Source organism: Tumidithrix elongata BACA0141, assembly GCF_036349135.1.
Taxonomy (GTDB): Bacteria; Cyanobacteriota; Cyanobacteriia; order Pseudanabaenales; family Pseudanabaenaceae; genus Tumidithrix; species Tumidithrix elongata.
Window position 1 is genome coordinate 1 of sequence record NZ_JAZBJZ010000035.1, and the last position, 19,432, is coordinate 19,432.

A 19,432-nucleotide genomic window follows, 5' to 3' on the forward strand; every position below is an offset into this window, starting at 1 on the left:
GTAAAGACTTCGCCCATCCTTTCTATTGGTCTGCGTTTATCTTGATTGGCAATGGGTTGTAGGTTTTAATCATCCCACCAAAAAAATTGAGCGAAATCAAAACCTGACTCCGCTCAATTCTTACACGATTCAATCCTAATGAAGATTCTATTCTTCTTTCGTTTCTTGGAATTTAAAGGCGACGACCGCTAAAGGAGGTAAACAAGCATTTAGCGAGTAGGGCTGATTGTGGCAACCCCAGTCATCCGAGTATTTACCACCCAGATTGCCCATGCCGCTGCCACCGTAAACCGTAGCATCGCTATTGAGAATCTCCTTATAGAATCCCTTAGCAGGAACGCCAATACGATAGTCGCCGTGGGGGACGGGGGTAAAGTTACAGGCAACAACGATAAATTCGCCATTGTCGCTGCGACGGATAAACGCCACAACGGAATTATTTGTGTCATCGCAGGCAATCCACTGGAAACCTTCAGGCGAGAAATCTAAGGTGTGCAAAGCAGGCTCAGCCTTGATCAAGCCATTAAGATCGCCCACGAACTTCTGAAGGTTCTTGTGAGGAGCAAATTGAAGCAGTCCCCATTCCAAATCGCCCCAAACATTCCATTCACTCCATTGGGCAAATTCCATCCCCATGAACAGAGTTTTCTTGCCGGGATGGGTAAACATATAGCCATATAGACAACGCAGGTTGGCGAACTTCTGCCATTCATCTCCAGGGATTTTACCGGGCATGGCGCTCTTGCCATGCACGACTTCATCGTGAGATAGCGCTAGCATGAAGTTCTCACTGAAGGCATACATGATGCTAAAGGTGACGTTGTTTTGGTGGAACTGACGGAACCAAGGATCCATACTGAAGTAGTCGAGCATATCGTGCATCCAGCCCATGTTCCACTTCAGATTAAAGCCTAAGCCACCCGCATAGGTCGGCCAGGTGATCATGGGATAGGAAGTTGATTCTTCTGCGATCGAGAGGACACCGGGGAAGTAGCTAAACAAGATGCTATGGAGATGACGGAATAACTCGATCGCACTGATATTCTCGCGACCGCCATATTGGTTCGGTAACCACTCGCCCTGCTTACGGTTGTAATCGAGGTAAAGCATAGAAGCCACCGCATCGACGCGAATTCCATCAATGTGATATTTGTCAAACCAAAAGAGAGCATTCGCAATCAGATAGTTGCGAACTTCGTTACGGGAATAGTTAAAGATTAACGTTCCCCATTCCTTATGTTCGCCAATGCGAGGGTCGGCATGTTCGTATAGGTGCGTTCCATCAAAGTTTGCCAAGCCATGACCATCTTTAGGGAAGTGGGCTGGAACCCAATCGACGATCACGCCAATGCCGTTAGCATGACAGCGATCGATGAAGTACATCAGGTCTTGGGGCGTGCCGTAACGCGAGGTGGCAGCATAATGTCCGATCACCTGATAGCCCCAAGAGCCATCAAAGGGATGCTCGGCGATCGGAAGCAATTCAATATGGGTGAAGCCTAGCTCTTTGACGTAGGGAATCAGTTTGTCAGCCAGTTCGCGATAGGTTAAAAATCTTGCCGTAGGCTTAAGGTCAGCGGCAGAAACGGTGGGATAGCCATCCGCAGGAGGCTGTTCGATCGCCCCATGCATCCAAGATCCTAGATGCAGTTCGTAGACTGAGACGGGCTTTTTGAGCGGATCGGTGGTGCGGCGCGTTTCCATCCAGTCTCGATCTTGCCATTGGTAAGTGCTGAGGTCAGCCACAATTGAGGCCGTCTTAGGACGAATTTCTTGCTGAAATCCATAGGGATCGGACTTTTCGTAGATATGCCCATCGGAATTTTTAATTTCGTACTTATACGCTGTACCTACGCCAATGTCAGGTATAAATAACTCCCATACCCCAGGATCGACGCGGCGCATTTGGTGCTTGCGCCCATCCCATAAATTAAAATCACCAAGTACTGAAACGTTACGAGCATTGGGCGCCCAAACCGCAAAATATACACCCTTTACCCCATCTACTTCCGTGAGGTGAGCGCCCATCTTTTCGTAAATCTGGTAATGATTGCCCTCACCAAATAGGTAGCGATCAAAGTCAGTCAAAAGGGGTGACTTGAAATAGTAAGGGTCGTAAATCAAGCGATCGCCGCCCGGTTCGGTCACTTTAAGTTTGTAGCTGAATAGTTGTGGGGCATCCGCGATCACGCATTCAAAAAAGTGAGGGTGATGTACAGACTGCATGGGATAGTGGCTTTTTTCATCAGGATTAATAACGGCTGCGGCTGTAGCGTCAGGCAGGTAGGCACGAATCACCCAGACAGATTTACCATCTAACTCAATTTCATGGGGACCTAAGACAGAGTAAGGATCGTGATGCTGATTCCAAACAATCCGATCGATCTGCTCTGTTGCAATTGTGGGTGCTATAGCCATAAAAATTGAGTAAATATACTTATTGTTAAGATTTCTTACTGAAATTGTATCTCTGAAATGATACATTTCTCGCTCTAACTAAAGATAGAGCTATTCAATTATAGGCTGCTGTGGTAAGCCACCCTAGAATCTAACCCAAACGATCGCAAAATTGCGCTTAAAACCTCAGCCCGATCGCGATCGGGGTAGCCCTGCACGCGAATGTGAGTCCCTAGCCTTGAAGGGGCAATTTGAGCCGTAGGGACAATACTGCGAACCTGAAACAAAATGTTGGGCGAAGCTGAGGGAATAATCACAATATAGCGACTTAGCTCGAAACTAGAAGGTGGTACGAGCAAAGCGATCGGCATATTCAGCGGTTGCATAAAGGCTGGAATTGGCACGCTGTTGGGCAGTAAATTTGCCAAATATTGCTGAGATGACGCGATCGGAACGACGCGATCTTTAGCTGTTGGGGCCTTAGGTGTTTGAGTTTGCGGCTTGGAAGAATTCATCGGTTTTGACTGTGCCACAGTAGTTGTTGCTGGTTTGGGTGTAGCTGGTTTGGGTGTAACGGGCTTGACGGAAGATGGGGAAGTCACAGGTAAAGGTAGGGATGATACAACCTCCCTCATGATGGTGACAGAAGACAGATACATAGTTTCTGCCACAGGTGCGATCGCCACTTCTGAATCGGGTTGATTAAGGCTCGGTTTGGTGTCTGCACTTTGAAGCTTTATCCCCGCAGGAACCAGTAAGGCAGAGGGTAATGGTTCGCTAACTTGTGTTGGCTTTGGGGAAGGTGCGATCGCTACAGCAGGTTTCGGGAGTGGGGATACTACAGTAGGTTTCGGGACAGTGGGTTTCGGGGTTGTCGTCGTTGTTGGTAGATTCGCAACTGGATTCAGGGGCGGCTTGACGGTTGGATTAACGGTCGGAGTTGCAGCTAAAGGTTTAGGGGGTTGGGTTAGATTTGGGGATGGTTTAGGCGTTGGCTGAGATACAGTGGGTGCAATCGGTTTAGGATTTGGTAATGCCGCCACGGTCGGAATTGTAGGATTCTTAGGAGTTGTAGGGGTTGTAGCGATCGCGGTTGGCATACTGGCAGGATTTAGAGCTACGAGACCAGCGACCTTGTTGCGATCTAGATCGTTCCCCACTGCCGCTAAGGTTGCAGCGGTAGAATTATTAATATCTTTCTCACCGTTATTTTTAAAAATGTTGCCACCCAAGCTTTGGGGCGTGCCTAGATCGGGGCTGGGCTGACCTTTGCGGTCGCGTAAAACCACCAAGCCATTACGTTTGTTATTCGCAATCAAATTGTCTCGAAGCTTTGGAGTAGAGAGATTGGAAATCACTACGCCATCCATGTTATTGAGAATGCGGTTTTTCTCCACCAATACATTCGATCTTTGTCCGATTGCCAAGCCAAATCCCGTATTATCAAAGGTATTGAACCGAATCTCTCCAGTACTTGTTCCCACAGCGGAAAGTCCATTCGCACCATTCTGACTAAATAGATTGTCAATCACAGATGCATTGGCATCGCCTGCGAGAAATACTCCTTCGCGGTTGTTTTTTGTGAAGGTGTTATTGGTGATCGTCACGCGCTTCTGCGATTCAACCCAGACCCCTGTACCTCTCGTATTGAGATTCTCAATCGTGATGCCTTCAATGCGCGAGTCGCTCCCCACCAAGATCGTAACGTTCTGTCCTGCAAACGTTGGGCTGAGATACTTTCCCCCACCAAGAATGACAATCCCTTTTCCCTTAATCTCAGGATCGCCGCGCAGTGCAACCCCTTGGGGCAGTTTGATGGGGAAGCTTTCGCCTGTCTCAACACTGTAAGTCCCAGTGGCTAGCTGAATAATTGTATTGGCAGGTGGATTTGTTTTTAGCGCTGCGGTAATAGAAGGAAAGGGATGCGCCTCTGTACCATCAACCGTTATGTTTGTATTTCCAATGGGAATAGTATTTTTTTTTGGCGCGACAAAGATTACTGATTCGTTTTGAAAACTTATCTGGGTGTCTTTTTTACTTAAACCTGAGTTAATAAAATTATTAAGTGATGGATTAAAAGGAGCAGCTAAAGCAGTGGAAGTGAAAGCGATCGCTATGGCAGTCACCATAGAGGGGAGGATTGAATTGCGTCTCATAATCTAGCCCTTCTATAAAAATCAATTCGGTAATTCTTGAAATCCAAAACCTATTAACAGACTACCAAGTTTTACCGAATCATTGCTGCATTTTCATAGGAAATAGAGAATTGTTTCTCTTAGCGATCTATGACTCTAGGTAGAAAAACGCAAAACTCCTTAAAATAACTTAATATAAATATACAATCAGTTTGTAAAGAAATCCAACTTTCAAACTGTACGCATGAATTCGCCAACGATCGTTCCGCCCCAAAGCTATCTGCTCAAACAAGATAGTGATTTAGACCTGCAAAGATGGCGTAAGGTGCTTTCCGATTACCAAAGCATGGCGATCGCTTTGCTGATAGTTGGTCTATGGTCAATTAGTCTTTTCCTTTGCAATCGGCTGAATCTCGCAGAGATTCCAATACTCTTTGTTATTTTGGTGGTTCTGGTGCGAACCTTCTTGCATACGGGCTTGTTTATCGTTGCCCATGATGCCGCGCACGGGACAGTATTTACAAGCGATCGCAGGGTGAATGACTGGTTTGGTAGAATTGCGATCGCATTGTATGCACTCTTGCCCTATGCGAAGTTCCTTAAAAACCACGGTCTCCATCACAAAAATCCTGGTAGGGCAGGCGACCCAGACTTCCATGACGGACAGCATAAGAATGCGATCGCTTGGTATGTCGCGTTTATGGTTCGCTATCTCGATCGCCGCCAACTAGTAGTAATTTTTGTAGGGTTCACGGTTATCTTCCATTCCCTCAGACTGGGTATGCAAGTTTCGCCCATCAATCTTTTGCTGTTTTGGATCTTGCCGATTTTGCTGAGTTCCATGCAACTGTTCCTTTTTGGGACGTTCCTCACCCATCGTGAGCCCCAACAGGGCTATACCAATCGACATCATGCCATGAGTAGTGATTTCCCAGTGATGCTCTCATTTCTAGCTTGCTATCACTTTGGCTATCATTGGGAACACCACGAATATCCCCATTTGCCGTGGTACAAACTACCATCAGTCAGAAAGTGATTCGGATTTGGACGATCGGAGAGAAGCATTCTAGAGAAAAGTCCCTTAATATAAATACTCCACTCCCCGAAATTCTTGAAATTCTTATTGCTCTTTTAGCTGAATCAACTCGATCTTATAGCCATCAGGATCCTCTACAAAGGCGATTTCAGTGCTCCCATGCTTCATAGGACCGGGTTCGCGGGTAACCTTACCACCCAGTTCTTTAATATTCGCACAGGCAGAATAGATGTTATCCACACCCAATGCCACATGACCGAACCCATTGCCTAAGTCATAGGATGTCGTATCCCAATTGTGGGTTAACTCAATCACAGCATTACTTTTTTCATCGCCATACCCCACAAAGGCAAGTGTAAACTTACCATTTGGATAATCCGTTCGTCGTAATAGCTGCATACCCAACACATCACAATAAAACTTGATCGAGCGATCTAAATCACCCACCCGAATCATCGTATGTAAAACTCGCATAGTTTTTTTGATATGAACAACTCAACCTAAGCTAACACAAGTAGACTTAGATGGCTTCTCTTTACAGCTAAATTCTCTAGTACTCGCCGTTGCGTTCGGTGCGATCGCGTTCTTCCTTACTTTCTACCAGCCAGTCTTCATTTTGCCCACCAATAATCACTTGTTTGATTTGTACGTATTCGCGGCTGAGTTGTCGTAGAGAATTAATCAGTGTGTCTAAAGCGATCGCATCAGAAGTTCCCAAGTCAACCCAGCATCTTGCCCAGCCCCCTTCATATTCCACATCGCTCATATTGTGCATCACTGCCATAAAGTCATCTTCAGCAGCTTGCTCGTCATAATTAAAGTAACTGATATCTACACCTGTCTCTTGTACTTGTAGATTTCCTGCATTAAACCCACCAAGTTTTCCCATCAGGAACCAAGAGTTAAATAATTCATCTAAAAACTGTTTTTCTGGTTCTGAGGGAAATTCGCTAAATTCTATCCATATCCATAGATCGAACCAATCACATTCACGAAATCTAACTTCCATAATTCTTCTTCTCTCTATTTTAAGGCTACTATGCATGCGCAAGTCGGCAGGCGCAAGTCGAACTTATACCATTTTCAAAAAATGATGCAACGCATCTTTTTGAAAAAACCGCGCTCAGCGCGGAATCTAAAACCTGATCTGTCGCAAATATTTAGGAAATTGGTATTACCCCCTTGAAATTCTCCCTTCCAACAGAGGAAGAGCAGCAGTCAGGTATCCTCTCCTCCCCTGCGAAGAGCTACCTCGCGTCATGGCAAGGGAAGGATTAGGGTGAGGTAAGCTACTTCAAGGTTTAAGTTGTATCGAAAAAGAAAAATCTAGAGGCTTTCCAACTTTTCTGGAGTCCAAGTTTCGCCATATTTAGCTTTGAGTGCTTCCCAAGCTTCGATTTGACCAGGAGCATATTCACCTGGTTTGCCCCACTGTACAAAAATACTTAATTGCGACTCATCAGCTCCATCTAATAGCCTGATTGCATAGGTTGTGAAGTTTCCGCGCTTGGCTTCACCCGTTTCAAAACGAACGCGATCGATTTTATCCATGTTTAAGTGAAACTCAAACACCTCGGAGTGCATATTGGCATATTTGCCCTTGGGAAGCTCAGCATAAAAGAGTTTTTCAAGTTTACCTTTTGCTTCTAATACTGCCCCTGCATTCGTCACAATTAGACGTACTAAGCCAAGGGAATCACATTCTTCTAAAAAGTCTTTTAAAGTGGGAGCCATGCTAAATTTTTATGCGATCGCTAAGTTAGTTAAGGAAATTAAACCACATCTACCTTACGCACTTAAGGTTTTTAAAAGGGAGGAATCCGCACTGCCTGCCATAAGAAAGATTTCTGCATTGATGTGGGGCATAAGCAAGAAGGGGCACTGTAGACAGCGCCCCTTCTTGCTTTCTAAAGGAAAGTGCTTTTAGGAATTTAGATAAGTCGAGGAGAGAAAACCAAATAAATTGCTGAAGCTACCCGTTACATAGGCAGTGATTTGGTTATTTAGAATATGGGTAGCAGGGAGGCTATCGACACCCATAGCAATACAGAGAAAAGCCAGATAAAGAATCGAGTATTTAAACACAGAGCGGGCAGTTTGGCGATCGCTTGGGTTTTGCAAAAGTTGATAGGCTTTTTGAATAAATACGCCACCTAAATAAAGTGCGATCGCCGTATAAATCGCCCCCATCACATGCAAAGGGTAGACCAGTAGCATCGTTACAGGCATTAACAAGATCGTGTAAATCAAGATTTGCTTAGCCGTTGCAGCATCGCCTTCAACCACAGGCAACATCGGCACACCGACCTTGGCATATTCATCGCGAATCATTAGAGCCAAAGCCCAGAAGTGTGGAGGTGTCCAGACAAAAATAATTGCAAATAAGATCCAAGCTGCCCAACTGAGATCGCCTGTCACCGCTGCCCAACCCACCAGTGGGGGAATTGCGCCTGCTGCACCACCAATCACGATGTTTTGCGTGCTCGATCGCTTGAGCCAGCAAGTGTAAATGCCCACGTAGGTTGCAATGCCAGACATTGCCAAAACTGCCGCTAAAAGATTGGCACAGACCGTCAATAGGGTGAAAGAAATCATTGCCAAGGCGATCGCAAAGATCAGGGCATCTCTGGGGCTTACTCGTCCAGACGGAAGGGGACGCCAGCGCGTGCGTTCCATCACATAGTCAATATCGCGATCGTAGAGACAGTTAATCGTGTTTGCCGATGCGGCGGCTAGCGCACCACCTAAAACCGTCGTCAGCATCAAGACTGCATCAACCTGCCCCTCTGAGGCAATCCACATCGCTCCTGCGGTCGTGATCAAAAGTAATACGATGATGCGAGGCTTGGTTAACTGGACGTAACTTTGAAACGCTTCATAGAGATTCCGATTACGTCGTGCAACATCGGCATAGATAAGTTCTTGCATCTATCGACTCCAAAAAAGAGGTTTTGTAATTTATCTGTAGGGAGTTCCCAAAGGCTTGAAAAGATCGGTACTTATTCTGTTAAGAGTTTCTTGAAGGATTGAAAACCCTCAAAAAATACGCCTAAAAAACTTTCTAGATTCGGTATACCGATCGACTAATCGTTGACCAAGTATCAGTGTCTGAGTTCGCTATCAAAATTTGTTAAACAACTGCGTCCTGTTTCTCTAGATCTTGGGGAACAAGATCGCGTAACGCTAAAACTGTGAAACAAACTAAAGTGCCAAGTAATGCAGCTCCAGTAGCTTGATGGGCAACGGTGAGCGGCTCAACTTGTAGATGCAATTTGTAGGTGGCATAGCCGATTGCGACTTGGGCGACTAAACAAATCCCAACCACATAGGATAACTGTCTGAGCACAGGGTGAAGCGCCGCAGTTCTCCATGCCACGAACATCACAGAAATTGCAGCCAGACTAGCAGGGACAACTCCTACAAGGTGACTATTCATCACCGTACATAGTTCTTCACTGGCAAAACATTGATGTAAAGCCCAACGTGAGGCAACCAAGCCACCTAAGATACTTTGTAAATACACCAAAATTGCTGCCGTGAGACCAAACCAAGGCAGTTTGCCAGCAGAGTGATTTGGCTTATAGGGCAACAGCGCCACAGTAATGCTCAGGAGGCTAGAGAAAAATAGTAAACCTGTGCCTAAATGGGCAGTAACAATATCAAATCGGAGCAGTTCTGTAACCGTTAGCCCACCTAGAATTCCTTGAAAAATTACCAAAAATACTGCCCATGTTGCACCCCAAGGTAACCATTTAGGGAGTGCATGACGAAACCACCAAGCTAAGCCTGCAAAGATCAGGGTTAAAAAACCTACTGAAGAGGCAACCAGACGGTGAAACCACTCTAAAAACACCTGTAAGTTCATTTGAGCGGTGGGAATTACTTCGCCATAGCACAGCGGCCAGTCAGGGCAAGATAATCCTGCATTCATCACCCGCGTGGCACTACCTAAACCCATGAGAAAGAATGTAGCGATCGCGAGGGTAAAGACAAGGCGACGTACATAAACAATCGGCTCGGGCTTGGAATTCGTTTGTATTTCGCTTTTAGGAATGGTTCGAACAGAAAGGGAGTCAGCCATTTGGAAATGAGTCACTCGACAACAACTGGATAGAGATTTTGATGTAGTGCCGTGGGATATTTCAAATTTGCGGCATCTCGATTGTTTTTATTCTTACCAATTTGTTAAGAATATCTAAGAAACTCAACAAACTTTAACTTCTCTTGAGGCATATACATCCACCTATACTAAGTGAGACTAAATACCTATTGTGGATGACTTAACAATTTCTGAAGATACTGGAAAATCAACGCCCCAAAAAAGGCTTTCGTCTCTCATGGCGGCGCTGTTTCAGAAATTCGACGAGCTGACCGCGTTGTTGAGGGGTTAGAACTTCTCGCGTTGCCAACATGCGCTCAAAGTGGATTTGCCCGAGCTTTTGCCTCAGCCCTTGAACTTGGTTAAATTTTTCGCGCAAGCGATCGCTAGAGGCTGAATTAGACATGAGACTTTGTAGCTCTGTCTGTGCTGCTTGCAGTTGTTGTGTGGTTGTCTGGATCTCACTCTTATTGTTGTCTCGAATTGCCTTCATCTGGCGCAGTTGAGTATCCGAAAGATTAAGTCGGCGTAAAACTTGCCCTGGTGGGATGTTCGTAAAGTCTTGCGCTTGTGCCTCTTCGGTATGGGTTTCTGCCAAAAGAACTGGGGATTGCGTGCTAATACCTTGCGATTGAGATTCGCTAGCCTGCGATCCTTTCAAAAAATTAGGTGCTAAGACCCATGCAGTTAAAGCGATCGCAGCAGTGGCAGCAGTGGCAGCAGTATAGCGAATAACTTTAGCGTTCATGGTCATTACCTTACTTATCTGTTTAATCTGATATATATCTAAAAAATAAATCCCAAAAAGTCACGCTTACCTATTGATAACTAGTAAAGCTCTCCGTCGATGGATCGAGCAGCAAATAAGCAGTTGCCGTATCCTCGGTCTCTTGATCGGTAGCAGTAGACCAGCTATGTACTAAAGAAGCCTCGATCGTGTCCCGATCTGCTTGACTGAGTTGAGGTTCAGAGGGACGGCTACCAAACCAAATTCCAGCAGCCATCGCCGCGATCGCCAAGGGCAGCCCCCATAATAGGTTCTTGTAGACCGATGATTTCGTTCGGTTGTGAATCCGTTGCGTCTGTGGCTCAGCCACAATTTTGTGCATGATTTCTTGTTCCAGATTACTGACTGGAGCAGGAGCCGCAGGTTTATATTGCTGCAAAAAATTTACAAGCGCGCGATCGTCGTCACGCTCTGAAGACTTTCCTGAAGAATTGTTTGGTTTCATAGCTCTACACCTTGGGATTCTAGAAACTGCCTCAAGCCAGCTCTGGCGTGAAACAGACGGGATTTAATCGTACCAATGGGTACTGCGAGGATCTCAGCAATTTCTTTTTGTGGGATCTCTTCTAAGTCATGCAATACCAAAACTGTACGGTGATCGAGGCTCAGCTCGGCGAGTCCCCTTTGTACGAGGTCTTGATAGTGCATATCCATCAACTCTGTATTGGGCGTCGCCTTTGCCGACACCAGATCTGAGAGATTTTCGAGCTGTGTATCGTCTACAGATACACTCCGCGATCGGCCTTGGGCTAAAGTTCGACGGCGATCGCAGGCGACATTCCAAGTAATGCGATAGAGCCAAGTGGAGAATTGTGCCGTTTGCTTAAACTTACCAAGTCCTTTCCATGCTCGTAAGAACGTCTCTTGAACCAGATCGTCCAAGCCATCGCTGCCACATAGCTGAAACAGCGTCGATCTAACTTTTTTTTGATGCCGTTGATAGAGCAAACGAAAACTCTGAGTTTTTCCTTGCAAACACTCGCGTACAAGGACAATGTCTGGATCTGGTTGGCTGAGTTCCGCTACTTTGGTAAATACCACTGTGAGCATTTATACTTATGAACAGGTTTGGTTGGAGAAAGAAGCGATCGACGACGCGATATCTACAAGTTGGGAATCTACATATTTTGACTGAGAAAGTCCAAACAAGGTTCAACTGTCACTTGTTAACTATCAACTGTCAACTTTTCCACCCTAGAGTTTTACTATAAATCCTGTTCATCTGTTTAAGCTCAACTATGTCTGTAATTAGTACTGTCCTGATCCCCATTATTAAACTTTGGCTGCGATCGCAGGTAGAAGCAATTCAAAACTTAGAAATTAATGTGGAGGGCAGTAGTCGTCAAATTTTGCAAGGGAATATCCTACAGGCAACTGTTTCCGCAGAGCACATTATCTACGAAGGTCTGCATGTAAGTGGTATCAACCTTAAAGCCAATGAAATTCATTTAAATATCGCTCAAATTCTTAAAGGAGAATCCTTAAAACTGCTACAACCGATCGCTGTCTGTATGGACGCAACCCTTGAAGCTTCTGATTTTCAGCAATGCTTAAGTTCGCCCGTGTTTCTAGAGGCAATTCACAAGACAGAAGCTCCTGAAGCAAAAACAGATGCAGAGATACGCGCTTTGATAGAGATACTCGTCGATAAGTTAGGCGATGACTTTACCCTTGAAGAATTAACCATAGAGTCGGGTAACTGCCATTGTCGCGGTTCCTTTGCGATCGCTGCCACTTAGTAGTACATTGACATAATTTTTCTTAGCATAACGATTGCGCGATCGCTGATATTAGGTGGCTGCAACAAACGTACAAAGCCTTCTTGCTCAAAATGTTTGTCAGTCGTCAATGCCTTGGTAACTTTACGTTGATGCATCAACACAAAACTGACAGCATCACAAAGAGAATAAGTTTTATCTTGTCTCACAATCAATAATTCTACTGCTGCTCGATGCAGTGCTTCATCGACCCATACTGTTTCTATATCTGGACTTCCCAATAAATCAACCACAAAATTGAGAACAGAGGAGCGTGAAAAACGCCTTGCATTGGCTAGCGCTACATACTCTGCAATGATGTAACTGTGGGTCAATCGAGTTTTTGCTTCTTGGTAGTTGGCAAGAGCTTGTGTATGAAGAGGTTCGGTAGAAAAGTGCAGGCAGAGTAACCCAGACGTATCGAGGAGCATCATTTATCCTCGTGAATACCAGCATATTCTCTGGCTAAATCAGCGTCGATATTCTCATTGTCAAAACTCATTGACTGATCGTTCAATGCCCCAAAATGACGCTCAAATCTTGTTCGTGCTTCATCCTTCTCTACTTCGTTCAAAAGCAACTTAAAGGTGTTAGCTAACTGCCGTTCTAATAAAGTCGCTGCTAGGTACTCTGGAGACATGCCGATTGTTTCCGCTTGTTGCTGAATAGCAGCAAACACCCGTTCGCTTAATTCCAAAGTCAGAATTTGGCTCATGAGAATTCTTAAAATACGTTGAAGATACCCTAATTGTAGCCTTCCTGAAAAAACAATTTTTACTGATTGGCAGCTAGATTTTGTCGCCGTGTTTCTGCTGCCTTTTTCGCGACTGCACCTCGTTTGCGAGCTAAAGCGGCTTCCTAACCAGTGTCTTTCATCCTTTTCTTCCAATAACTATTTATGACAATTTGAGCAGAGGATTACGAGATTGCTGATTTCATTCCTGCCTTTTAGCTTGAATAATTGCCGTTAAGATTTAAGGTGCGATCGCGCTTTAAAATAGGTAAAATGACAATCACGTCTTTATATTAAATTGCAAATACTGGTATGGAAATTTTTGATGGGATTATAGGGTTTGTCTCGGCGATTAACTTTGAATTGATTTTTCAACTGACTTGTTTGGGTTTGATCGTTGTGTCTGGTCCAGTTGTAATCTTCCTTTTAGCCTTTAAAGGCGGAGATATGTAACTGGTCTTTTAGAATATTGGATACAAAATTTGTAAAAAAATAATCACCCTGCGTGCTGCGGAATGTATTCTGACAGAACTCATGCAGGGTATTTTTCATGGGGCTAGAACCGATGGGTAGATGGGGTTGCTGCTCTAAATAGGTAATAAAGCTTTGACCGCCAATGTGAGTGAGATAGGCAGAAGCGATCGCTTGGACGGAACCACCGATTGCATAGGTGACAGCATTGGTTTTGAGACAGGTAGCGATCGCGGTGGTTGCTAATTCTACGCAACCTAGTTGCAACAGGCTCTGGGCAATGATTGAGGCGGTTTGCTGGGCTTGTTTGAGATTGAATGGGCGATCGTAGATGCGACTAATCTCGATCAAAAGCTGTGTATTGATGGCAGCACTAGCAACCAAATCCAAAGCAGGCAAAGGATTGGCGAAGGTCGTGGTAGCCACAATGACTTGATAGCGCGTCAGAACTTTCTCTGCCTCAGTACGCTGTAATTTTTGTAATGCTAGCTGGGCTTCTCGCTTTAAAGCTTGAATTTGCAGATGGGTGTTTTTGAGTAAAAGCTGCTCCCATTCGCTAGAGAGAATTTGCTCGATCCGTTCTTTTAGCGCTGCAATATCTGGTGGTAAAGTTTCCAGCCATTCTTTCACAGGCTGTGCGTTGGGTGATGTAGAAGCTAGGGTGTCATATTGACGCACTTTGATCGGATTCGGTTGCGCTGCGATCGCGACGATATCCTGCGCTGATAAGAAGCCTGTGGTACGTTCGGCAAGTTTTGCTTCAACTAAAGCCAGATCGGTGGGTAAATAGCAATCGGTTTTATTGAAAGCCAAAATCACGCGTTTGCCTAAACCAACCAGATACTTAAATTGTTGGTATTCAACCGCAGTTAGATCGCCTGCGGTGACAAAAATTAGAAGATCGGCGGCATGGGCTAAGCGAGTTGCTTCCAACTCTCTGCCCCGACCACTGAGACCCATTTCTTGAATCCCTGGGGTATCGACTAACGAGATTTGCCGCATATGCTTGCTTTTTTGTACAGCATCGCGATCGGAATTCCGCTCGGCATCATATACATAGGTTTGGGCTGTTTGGGTTGTGCCGATGGTAGCTGCCGTTTTTCCCGAATCCTTACTTGTTTTGCCCAGCAGGGCATTAATTACCGAGGTTTTCCCTGCGGAACCAGTGCCAAATACCACGATCCGAAACTGATTTTTTTCGAGATTGCTAGCAATATGTTCTGCCCGTTGCATTAAGTCTTGACGACTGGAAAGATCGCTGATTTTAGCAATCGTCTGTTTCACATGCTGGAGTTGCTTTTGCAAGCCAGGGCGGTCGATCGTCTCGGGTTCGCTATGGACGCGATCGCCAAGACTGCGCCGTAAATTGAAAAACAATAAAGCCCCACCAACCAGAAATATCGCAGCACTTATTGCCTGCCAGTCATTTACAACCGTAGCGATCGCATTGCCAGTTGCCAACACAACGACAGTTCCGAGGCCTAAGTACAGGAATGCACGGGAGTTCAGCATCAAAATCGTTCAGTTGAATTGAATACACTTAAAGATTTTATATGGATGCCGTACATTCTGGGGTTATTCAGCGCAACTAAGTTTACTTATACCTTTACTTTACAACTGTCTGAAAGCGAACAAAGCCATAGGAATTCGCTGGTGTACCTGCTCCCGTAGCAAAAGGAATTGTCGGTAGGTCTGGATTGCGTGTGACATCAACGACAGCTACGCCATTTACATTGGCACTGGGCGTTGCACCTTCGCCACAGTTGGTTGGTACGGGTGTGGGAGCTGCCAGAAACTGACCGCGATCGGGTGGATCGTTCACAGTGGTCAGGTATACCGAGGGTGTTGTACTGCTAACTGCCAAAGCCATCCCTAAGTCTGCTGCCAATCCGCCATCCGTAGGAAATAGTCCAGTAAAGGCATTAGGAAGATAGGTCTGATTTGGTAAGACGCGATCGCAGATTCTCACATTATTAGCAGCAGCTAGACCTGCATTTAGGAAGTAGATCGTGTATTCCAAGCGATCGCCAGCTAAAACGTTATTTACATTGATCTGACCTTGCAAATAACCCCCAGGCCAGTTGGCGTTATTATCATCTGTCGTGCTGGGGTCATCGATCAAACCTGCCTGTGCTGTGTTATTGATGCGGGTAATCCGCTTGACCAGTAGCACTTGCGGCGAATTGCCCACAACCAAGTTGGCACTCGCGGGCAGGGTATTGGTTGTACCCGAGTTGGTTACTAACGCTCCTGCTGGAATTACGTTGGGATAGGTTCCAGAGGCATTGGCGGTAACAGAAATTGAGATCGTACAGTTCCCATTCGCAGGAATCGTGCCACCTGTGAGGCGGACAAACGTTGTACCAAAGGTAACAGTGCCCCCACAGGTCGTGCTTTGAGCAGGCGTTGTGGCGGTTAAAACTCCTGCGGGGTAGTCGTCTTGCAGGCTTGCACCCGTAAGTGCAGTTGCAGTTGGGTTTTGGATTTGAATCGTCAGTACCGAAGTGCCACCGGGTGAAATATTCGTGGGTGTAAATGATTTTAAAAGCGAAACCGTTGGACCAGCTGTCAGGGTTGCAGATGCAGGTTGAAGATTGCTGATCCCTCCATCTGCTGTGACATTGCCCGCAGGAATCGTATTGAGAAAAGCACCAGCCACGGTAGCGGTGACATCTACGGCGATCGTACAACTTGAATTAGTTCCTAAGGTTGCCCCATTCAGGACAACAGAGGTAGCACCTGTGTTTGCAGTTACAGTTCCCGTTCCGCAAGTTGTTGAAGCATTGGGGGGATTTGCCACGACAACATTTGCTGGTAGTGGGTCAGTCACGGTCAAGCCCGTGAGCGCTCCTGCCAGACCGTTTGTGATTGTAATGGTAAGAGTACTGCGACCATTGGTAGGGATGCCTGCGGGCGCAAAAGCCTTTGATACGCTGAGAGCAGGCCCAGCACTAAGACTGGCGCTTGCAGCAGCCGTATTGCTCACACCCTCACGAGATGTAATAATCCCAATTGGAAGCGTGTTTGTACGGTTGCCTGTCACCGTTAAGGTAACTCGCAACGATACATTACAAGATGCGCCAGTATTTAGGCTTGCACCTGTAAGCGTAAAAGTATTTGAACCAGGGGTTGTTGTCACTACTCCACCTGTGCAAGTAGTGGTGGCATTTGGGACTGAGTAAACGATCATTCCTGCTGGCATCGTATCCACAAAACCAGCGTTGGTTAGGTTAATCCCAGCTCCAGGATTTGTAATCGTAACCGTCAGGGTCGAGGGTTGGCCAACGTTGATATTGGGTGGAGCCGTATCCTTAACAAGCGTTACGGCTGAGACTACACGAGTCAGCGTGGCAGTAATGGCGGCTGGGTTAGAAAATCCCTCGGCTGTAGTGATAGCTCCTGCTCCGATCGTGTTAACAAAAGTTGCGGGACCAGTGCCATCCATGACCACATCAAAACGCACAGTACAGATCCCTGCGACTCCACCAATTTGTGGTGGTATGGTTGCGCCAGTAACAGCTACGTTTCGAGTCCCTGCCGTCGTGGTGACATTGCCACCAACGCAGGTCGTACTAACATTGGGTGGGTTAGCTACGATGGTGTTTGCCTGAACCCATGTGTCATTAAATGTAGCGTTAGTAAGGGGGATGACTTGAGTATTTGTGAGGGTAATTACGGCGGTGGAGATACCATTAGCCGCAATATTAGGCGACTGAAATGCTTTAGATGGCGAAAGCGGCGAAATCACTGTAAGCGGAGCAGTTGGTAATGTCGCACCTTCACCCTCTGAGTTACTAAAAGCTGAAGGTGTGTTGTTATAGGTAATTGGTGTGGGAAAACTACCCTGAGTCTGGTTGATCTCGATCGCGTTAAGAGATATGGCACAAGAGCTAATTGGAGCAATGCTGCCCCCACTAAGACTAAACGAAGTACTACCAGAGGTCGCGCCAGTAATTAAGCCACCACAACTATTTGTAAGTGCGACGGGGTTAGCAACTTGTAGGTTAGTGGGTAGATTGTCAGTGATCGCAACGTTTGTAAGAGGTTCGGCAACTCCTAAGTTACTGCGACGATTGTTGCGGAGCGTAATTGTCATCTGGGAAGGAAGACCACGTCCAACAGTAGTAGGATTGAAAACCTTTGCTATTTCTACTCGACTGATCACCGAGAGGCGTCCTTCTGTCCCCGTAACACCATCGCTGTCAAGCCCCTGAGCGTTGGTAACAGAGTTATTGGGAATAACGTTATCAAAGATTGTGCCCACAGGCGAACTGGTCGTCACATCAAAGAAAACGTCGCAAACCACTGCTGCGTTGCTGAGGGAAGCTCCTGTGAGGGTTACTGATGTAGCTCCACTTACCAAGGCAGGAGAAATCGTACCGCCGCCGCAACCAGCCGTTACACTCGCGTTAGGAGGATTGGCGACAACGAGTCCCGCAGGTAGATTGTCGGTATAGCTTACTCCTGTGGCATTGGCGACACCCGAACGATTATTTACCCTGATTCTGACTCGGCTGGTGCTGCCGGGAGCAATGAGGTTGGTGTTAGGCGTATAGGTTTTAGTGACAATGATCCCTGCTCGGGCTGTAATGTTTGCTGTGGCTGGGGCTGCATTAGTTCTCCCTTCAGCATTTCCCAGAGCATTGGCAGGAATCGTGTTTGTCACGGCTAAAGTAGGTCCACCACCCAGATTTCCTAGGGTTCCACCTGCTGGCTTCACATTGACTGTCACAGTACAGGTTCCAAATACGTTAGTCGCAGGGTTAGAACCTGGTATTTGTGCCGCACCGCCAGCAACATTTCCATTATTGAGGGTAAAACTACCTGCCCCAGCCGTGACAGTAAGGGCTTGAGATGTACCAGTGGGTGTGCAAGTCGTGGAGGCAGTGGTATCTGCGACCACCAATGGAGAGGGTAAGTTGTCTGTGAGCGTAGCGCTTGTGAGTGCGACGCCGCCATTAGTAATAGAGATTGTAAGTGAAGTGGTTCGCTCTTCGTCAAGATTAGCCTGTCCAAAAGCCTTGGCGATCGTGACTTGGGTTTGGACGTTTAAGTTATCGCTGGGGGGATTACTGTTGCTAATGAGGTTGACCGTGCTAAGAGCATTGGCTGGAATCGTATTTGTGTAAGTACCGCCGACGGTACTGGTGGCATCAAAGGTAATCGTACAGCTTCCATTTGCAGGAATTGTGCCGCCTGAAAGTGATACCCCTGCTAATGCAGGGAGCGTGTTAACCGTTCCACCCGCACAAGTGGTGGTGGGCGCAATGGCACCGGGGCGAGTGTCTACGGTGACATTAGCTGGCAATGTGTCGGTCAGTGAAGCTCCAGTCAGAGCGTAAGGGTTTGTATTATTAATCGTGAGGGTAACCCTTGAGCGCCCGTCACCAGGGATCGTGTTTGGGTTAAATGCTTTATTGATCGTTGCAGCGGTCTGCGGCAAGATCTGCAGCGTAGCGCTGCTTGCGTCAGCATTGCTCAGCGTGGCAGAGGTGACACTGCCTGCGGCGATGGTCTCAATGTAGTTACCAGAAGTAAAACCTCGAACGGGGACATCAATTATACAAAAAGCACCTCCGGCAAGCGTCCCGCCTGTAAGCGTTACCGAACCAGCAGTGCCTGGGAAACTTCCTGGCGTGGAACTGGTAGCACCTCCACAAGTGCTGGTAATCGCAGGAGCCGCTGGGATAATCAGCACGCCTGGGACCGTGGCTAGAGGATTTACCAAGCCAAGATTGGTAAGTGGTGCACCGCTATCGTTGTTAATTTGAATCCGCAGGATCGAAGTAACTCCCGGAGCCACACTGGGTGGAATAAACTGATTTGTGACCCGAAGCAAGGTTGAAACTTGTGCTGAAGCGGGTTGGAGTAGCCAGTAGTTTTGGGTAGAGACCAGCAGAAATACAGCGCAGAAAATTCCAACTCTTTGCAAGAGGCGCTGGAGCCGATGGGGAGGGTTCAAAAATCGACTCATCCACTGAAATAGGGTTTGGATTGCGAACTGCCAACTACTCATG

Annotated in this window: 17 protein-coding genes and 1 pseudogene; 3 read left to right on the forward strand and 15 right to left on the reverse strand. The window is 46.5% G+C overall.

What is annotated here, in order from left to right; translation table 11 throughout:
• Window positions 1-147 precede the first annotated feature (147 nt).
• Together glgB and V2H45_RS10640 are read right to left on the reverse strand one after the other, a co-directional pair.
• Window positions 148-2,418, reverse strand: a complete 2,271-nt coding sequence (glgB, locus tag V2H45_RS10635) for a 1,4-alpha-glucan branching protein GlgB (RefSeq protein ID WP_330483620.1) — start codon at window positions 2,416-2,418, stop codon at window positions 148-150.
• Between the two features lie 98 nt (window positions 2,419-2,516).
• A complete protein-coding gene (locus V2H45_RS10640) occupies window positions 2,517-4,526 on the reverse strand; it encodes a DUF1565 domain-containing protein (RefSeq protein WP_330483621.1) in 2,010 nt (669 codons plus the stop codon).
• 250 nt (window positions 4,527-4,776) lie between these two features.
• Here V2H45_RS10640 and V2H45_RS10645 point away from each other — a divergent pair, with 250 nt between their 5' ends.
• Entirely contained in the window at window positions 4,777-5,568 is a 792-nt protein-coding gene (locus V2H45_RS10645) for a fatty acid desaturase (protein ID WP_330483622.1), read from the forward strand.
• A gap of 84 nt (window positions 5,569-5,652) precedes the next feature.
• On the opposite strand, the gene gloA is transcribed toward V2H45_RS10645, so the two are convergent.
• The 8 genes from gloA to V2H45_RS10685 form a co-directional block, all read right to left on the reverse strand.
• On the reverse strand, window positions 5,653-6,042 hold the full coding sequence (gene gloA / locus V2H45_RS10650) for a lactoylglutathione lyase (RefSeq protein ID WP_330483623.1): 390 nt from the start codon (window positions 6,040-6,042) through the stop codon (window positions 5,653-5,655).
• A 76-nt stretch (window positions 6,043-6,118) separates the two neighbouring features.
• Window positions 6,119-6,577 (reverse strand): DUF3531 family protein, encoded by a 459-nt coding sequence (locus V2H45_RS10655; protein WP_330483624.1) that lies wholly within the window; start codon window positions 6,575-6,577, stop codon window positions 6,119-6,121.
• A gap of 317 nt (window positions 6,578-6,894) precedes the next feature.
• On the reverse strand, window positions 6,895-7,302 hold the full coding sequence (locus V2H45_RS10660; RefSeq protein ID WP_330483625.1) for a ChuX/HutX family heme-like substrate-binding protein: 408 nt from the start codon (window positions 7,300-7,302) through the stop codon (window positions 6,895-6,897).
• A gap of 189 nt (window positions 7,303-7,491) precedes the next feature.
• Window positions 7,492-8,496: a heme o synthase gene (locus V2H45_RS10665; protein ID WP_330483626.1), complete on the reverse strand. Its 1,005-nt coding sequence runs from the start codon at window positions 8,494-8,496 to the stop codon at window positions 7,492-7,494.
• Between the two features lie 202 nt (window positions 8,497-8,698).
• Entirely contained in the window at window positions 8,699-9,649 is a 951-nt protein-coding gene (locus V2H45_RS10670) for a COX15/CtaA family protein (protein WP_330483627.1), read from the reverse strand.
• 226 nt (window positions 9,650-9,875) lie between these two features.
• Complete coding sequence (locus V2H45_RS10675) at window positions 9,876-10,415, reverse strand: Spy/CpxP family protein refolding chaperone (RefSeq protein WP_330483628.1); 540 nt, start codon at window positions 10,413-10,415, stop codon at window positions 9,876-9,878.
• Window positions 10,416-10,485: 70 nt separating this feature from the next.
• Window positions 10,486-10,899 (reverse strand): hypothetical protein, encoded by a 414-nt coding sequence (locus V2H45_RS10680; RefSeq protein WP_330483629.1) that lies wholly within the window; start codon window positions 10,897-10,899, stop codon window positions 10,486-10,488.
• Window positions 10,896-11,504, reverse strand: coding sequence for a sigma-70 family RNA polymerase sigma factor (locus tag V2H45_RS10685; RefSeq protein ID WP_330483630.1), 609 nt, complete (start codon window positions 11,502-11,504; stop codon window positions 10,896-10,898). Before V2H45_RS10685 ends, V2H45_RS10680 begins: the two co-directional genes overlap by 4 nt.
• Before the next feature lie 188 nt (window positions 11,505-11,692).
• Here V2H45_RS10685 and V2H45_RS10690 point away from each other — a divergent pair, with 188 nt between their 5' ends.
• Window positions 11,693-12,193 carry an LmeA family phospholipid-binding protein gene (locus V2H45_RS10690; protein WP_330483631.1) on the forward strand — a complete coding sequence of 167 codons (501 nt, stop codon included), beginning with the start codon at window positions 11,693-11,695 and terminating at the stop codon, window positions 12,191-12,193.
• On the opposite strand, the gene V2H45_RS10695 is transcribed toward V2H45_RS10690, so the two are convergent.
• The 3 genes and pseudogenes from V2H45_RS10695 to V2H45_RS25590 form a co-directional block, all read right to left on the reverse strand.
• Window positions 12,190-12,642 (reverse strand): type II toxin-antitoxin system VapC family toxin, encoded by a 453-nt coding sequence (locus tag V2H45_RS10695; RefSeq protein ID WP_330483632.1) that lies wholly within the window; start codon window positions 12,640-12,642, stop codon window positions 12,190-12,192. The two genes, V2H45_RS10690 and V2H45_RS10695, sit on opposite strands and share 4 nt — an antisense overlap.
• Entirely contained in the window at window positions 12,642-13,100 is a 459-nt protein-coding gene (locus V2H45_RS10700; protein WP_330483633.1) for a hypothetical protein, read from the reverse strand. The genes V2H45_RS10695 and V2H45_RS10700 overlap by 1 nt, the downstream gene beginning before the upstream one ends.
• A 3-nt stretch (window positions 13,101-13,103) precedes the next feature.
• Window positions 13,104-13,160 (reverse strand): annotated as a pseudogene (locus V2H45_RS25590) (HNH endonuclease); the annotation flags it as partial.
• 96 nt (window positions 13,161-13,256) lie between these two features.
• On the opposite strand from V2H45_RS25590, the gene psb30 reads away from it, so the two are divergent.
• The gene (gene psb30, locus V2H45_RS10705; RefSeq protein ID WP_330483634.1) at window positions 13,257-13,397 is read left to right on the forward strand and encodes a photosystem II reaction center protein Ycf12/Psb30; all 141 of its coding nucleotides are present in this window, start codon (window positions 13,257-13,259) and stop codon (window positions 13,395-13,397) included.
• Here psb30 and V2H45_RS10710 read toward each other — a convergent pair.
• Window positions 13,371-14,927, reverse strand: coding sequence for a YcjF family protein (locus V2H45_RS10710; RefSeq protein WP_330483635.1), 1,557 nt, complete (start codon window positions 14,925-14,927; stop codon window positions 13,371-13,373). The two genes, psb30 and V2H45_RS10710, sit on opposite strands and share 27 nt — an antisense overlap.
• Before the next feature lie 94 nt (window positions 14,928-15,021).
• Window positions 15,022-19,431: a beta strand repeat-containing protein gene (locus tag V2H45_RS10715; protein WP_330483636.1), complete on the reverse strand. Its 4,410-nt coding sequence runs from the start codon at window positions 19,429-19,431 to the stop codon at window positions 15,022-15,024.
• Between the last annotated feature and the right edge of the window lies 1 nt (window position 19,432).

What these genes read in the sequence shown, in the direction of transcription:
- glgB (WP_330483620.1), bottom strand. Translation starts at nt 2,418, where the DNA reads ATGGCTATAGCACCCACAATTGCAACAGAGCAGATCGATCGGATTGTT.
- V2H45_RS10640 (WP_330483621.1), bottom strand. Translation starts at nt 4,526, where the DNA reads ATGGTGACTGCCATAGCGATCGCTTTCACTTCCACTGCTTTAGCTGCT.
- V2H45_RS10645 (WP_330483622.1), top strand. Translation starts at nt 4,777, where the DNA reads ATGAATTCGCCAACGATCGTTCCGCCCCAAAGCTATCTGCTCAAACAA.
- gloA (WP_330483623.1), bottom strand. Translation starts at nt 6,042, where the DNA reads ATGCGAGTTTTACATACGATGATTCGGGTGGGTGATTTAGATCGCTCG.
- V2H45_RS10655 (WP_330483624.1), bottom strand. Translation starts at nt 6,577, where the DNA reads ATGGAAGTTAGATTTCGTGAATGTGATTGGTTCGATCTATGGATATGG.
- V2H45_RS10660 (WP_330483625.1), bottom strand. Translation starts at nt 7,302, where the DNA reads ATGGCTCCCACTTTAAAAGACTTTTTAGAAGAATGTGATTCCCTTGGC.
- V2H45_RS10665 (WP_330483626.1), bottom strand. Translation starts at nt 8,496, where the DNA reads ATGCAAGAACTTATCTATGCCGATGTTGCACGACGTAATCGGAATCTC.
- V2H45_RS10670 (WP_330483627.1), bottom strand. Translation starts at nt 9,649, where the DNA reads ATGGCTGACTCCCTTTCTGTTCGAACCATTCCTAAAAGCGAAATACAA.
- V2H45_RS10675 (WP_330483628.1), bottom strand. Translation starts at nt 10,415, where the DNA reads ATGAACGCTAAAGTTATTCGCTATACTGCTGCCACTGCTGCCACTGCT.
- V2H45_RS10680 (WP_330483629.1), bottom strand. Translation starts at nt 10,899, where the DNA reads ATGAAACCAAACAATTCTTCAGGAAAGTCTTCAGAGCGTGACGACGAT.
- V2H45_RS10685 (WP_330483630.1), bottom strand. Translation starts at nt 11,504, where the DNA reads ATGCTCACAGTGGTATTTACCAAAGTAGCGGAACTCAGCCAACCAGAT.
- V2H45_RS10690 (WP_330483631.1), top strand. Translation starts at nt 11,693, where the DNA reads ATGTCTGTAATTAGTACTGTCCTGATCCCCATTATTAAACTTTGGCTG.
- V2H45_RS10695 (WP_330483632.1), bottom strand. Translation starts at nt 12,642, where the DNA reads ATGCTCCTCGATACGTCTGGGTTACTCTGCCTGCACTTTTCTACCGAA.
- psb30 (WP_330483634.1), top strand. Translation starts at nt 13,257, where the DNA reads ATGGAAATTTTTGATGGGATTATAGGGTTTGTCTCGGCGATTAACTTT.
- V2H45_RS10710 (WP_330483635.1), bottom strand. Translation starts at nt 14,927, where the DNA reads ATGCTGAACTCCCGTGCATTCCTGTACTTAGGCCTCGGAACTGTCGTT.
- V2H45_RS10715 (WP_330483636.1), bottom strand. Translation starts at nt 19,431, where the DNA reads ATGAGTAGTTGGCAGTTCGCAATCCAAACCCTATTTCAGTGGATGAGT.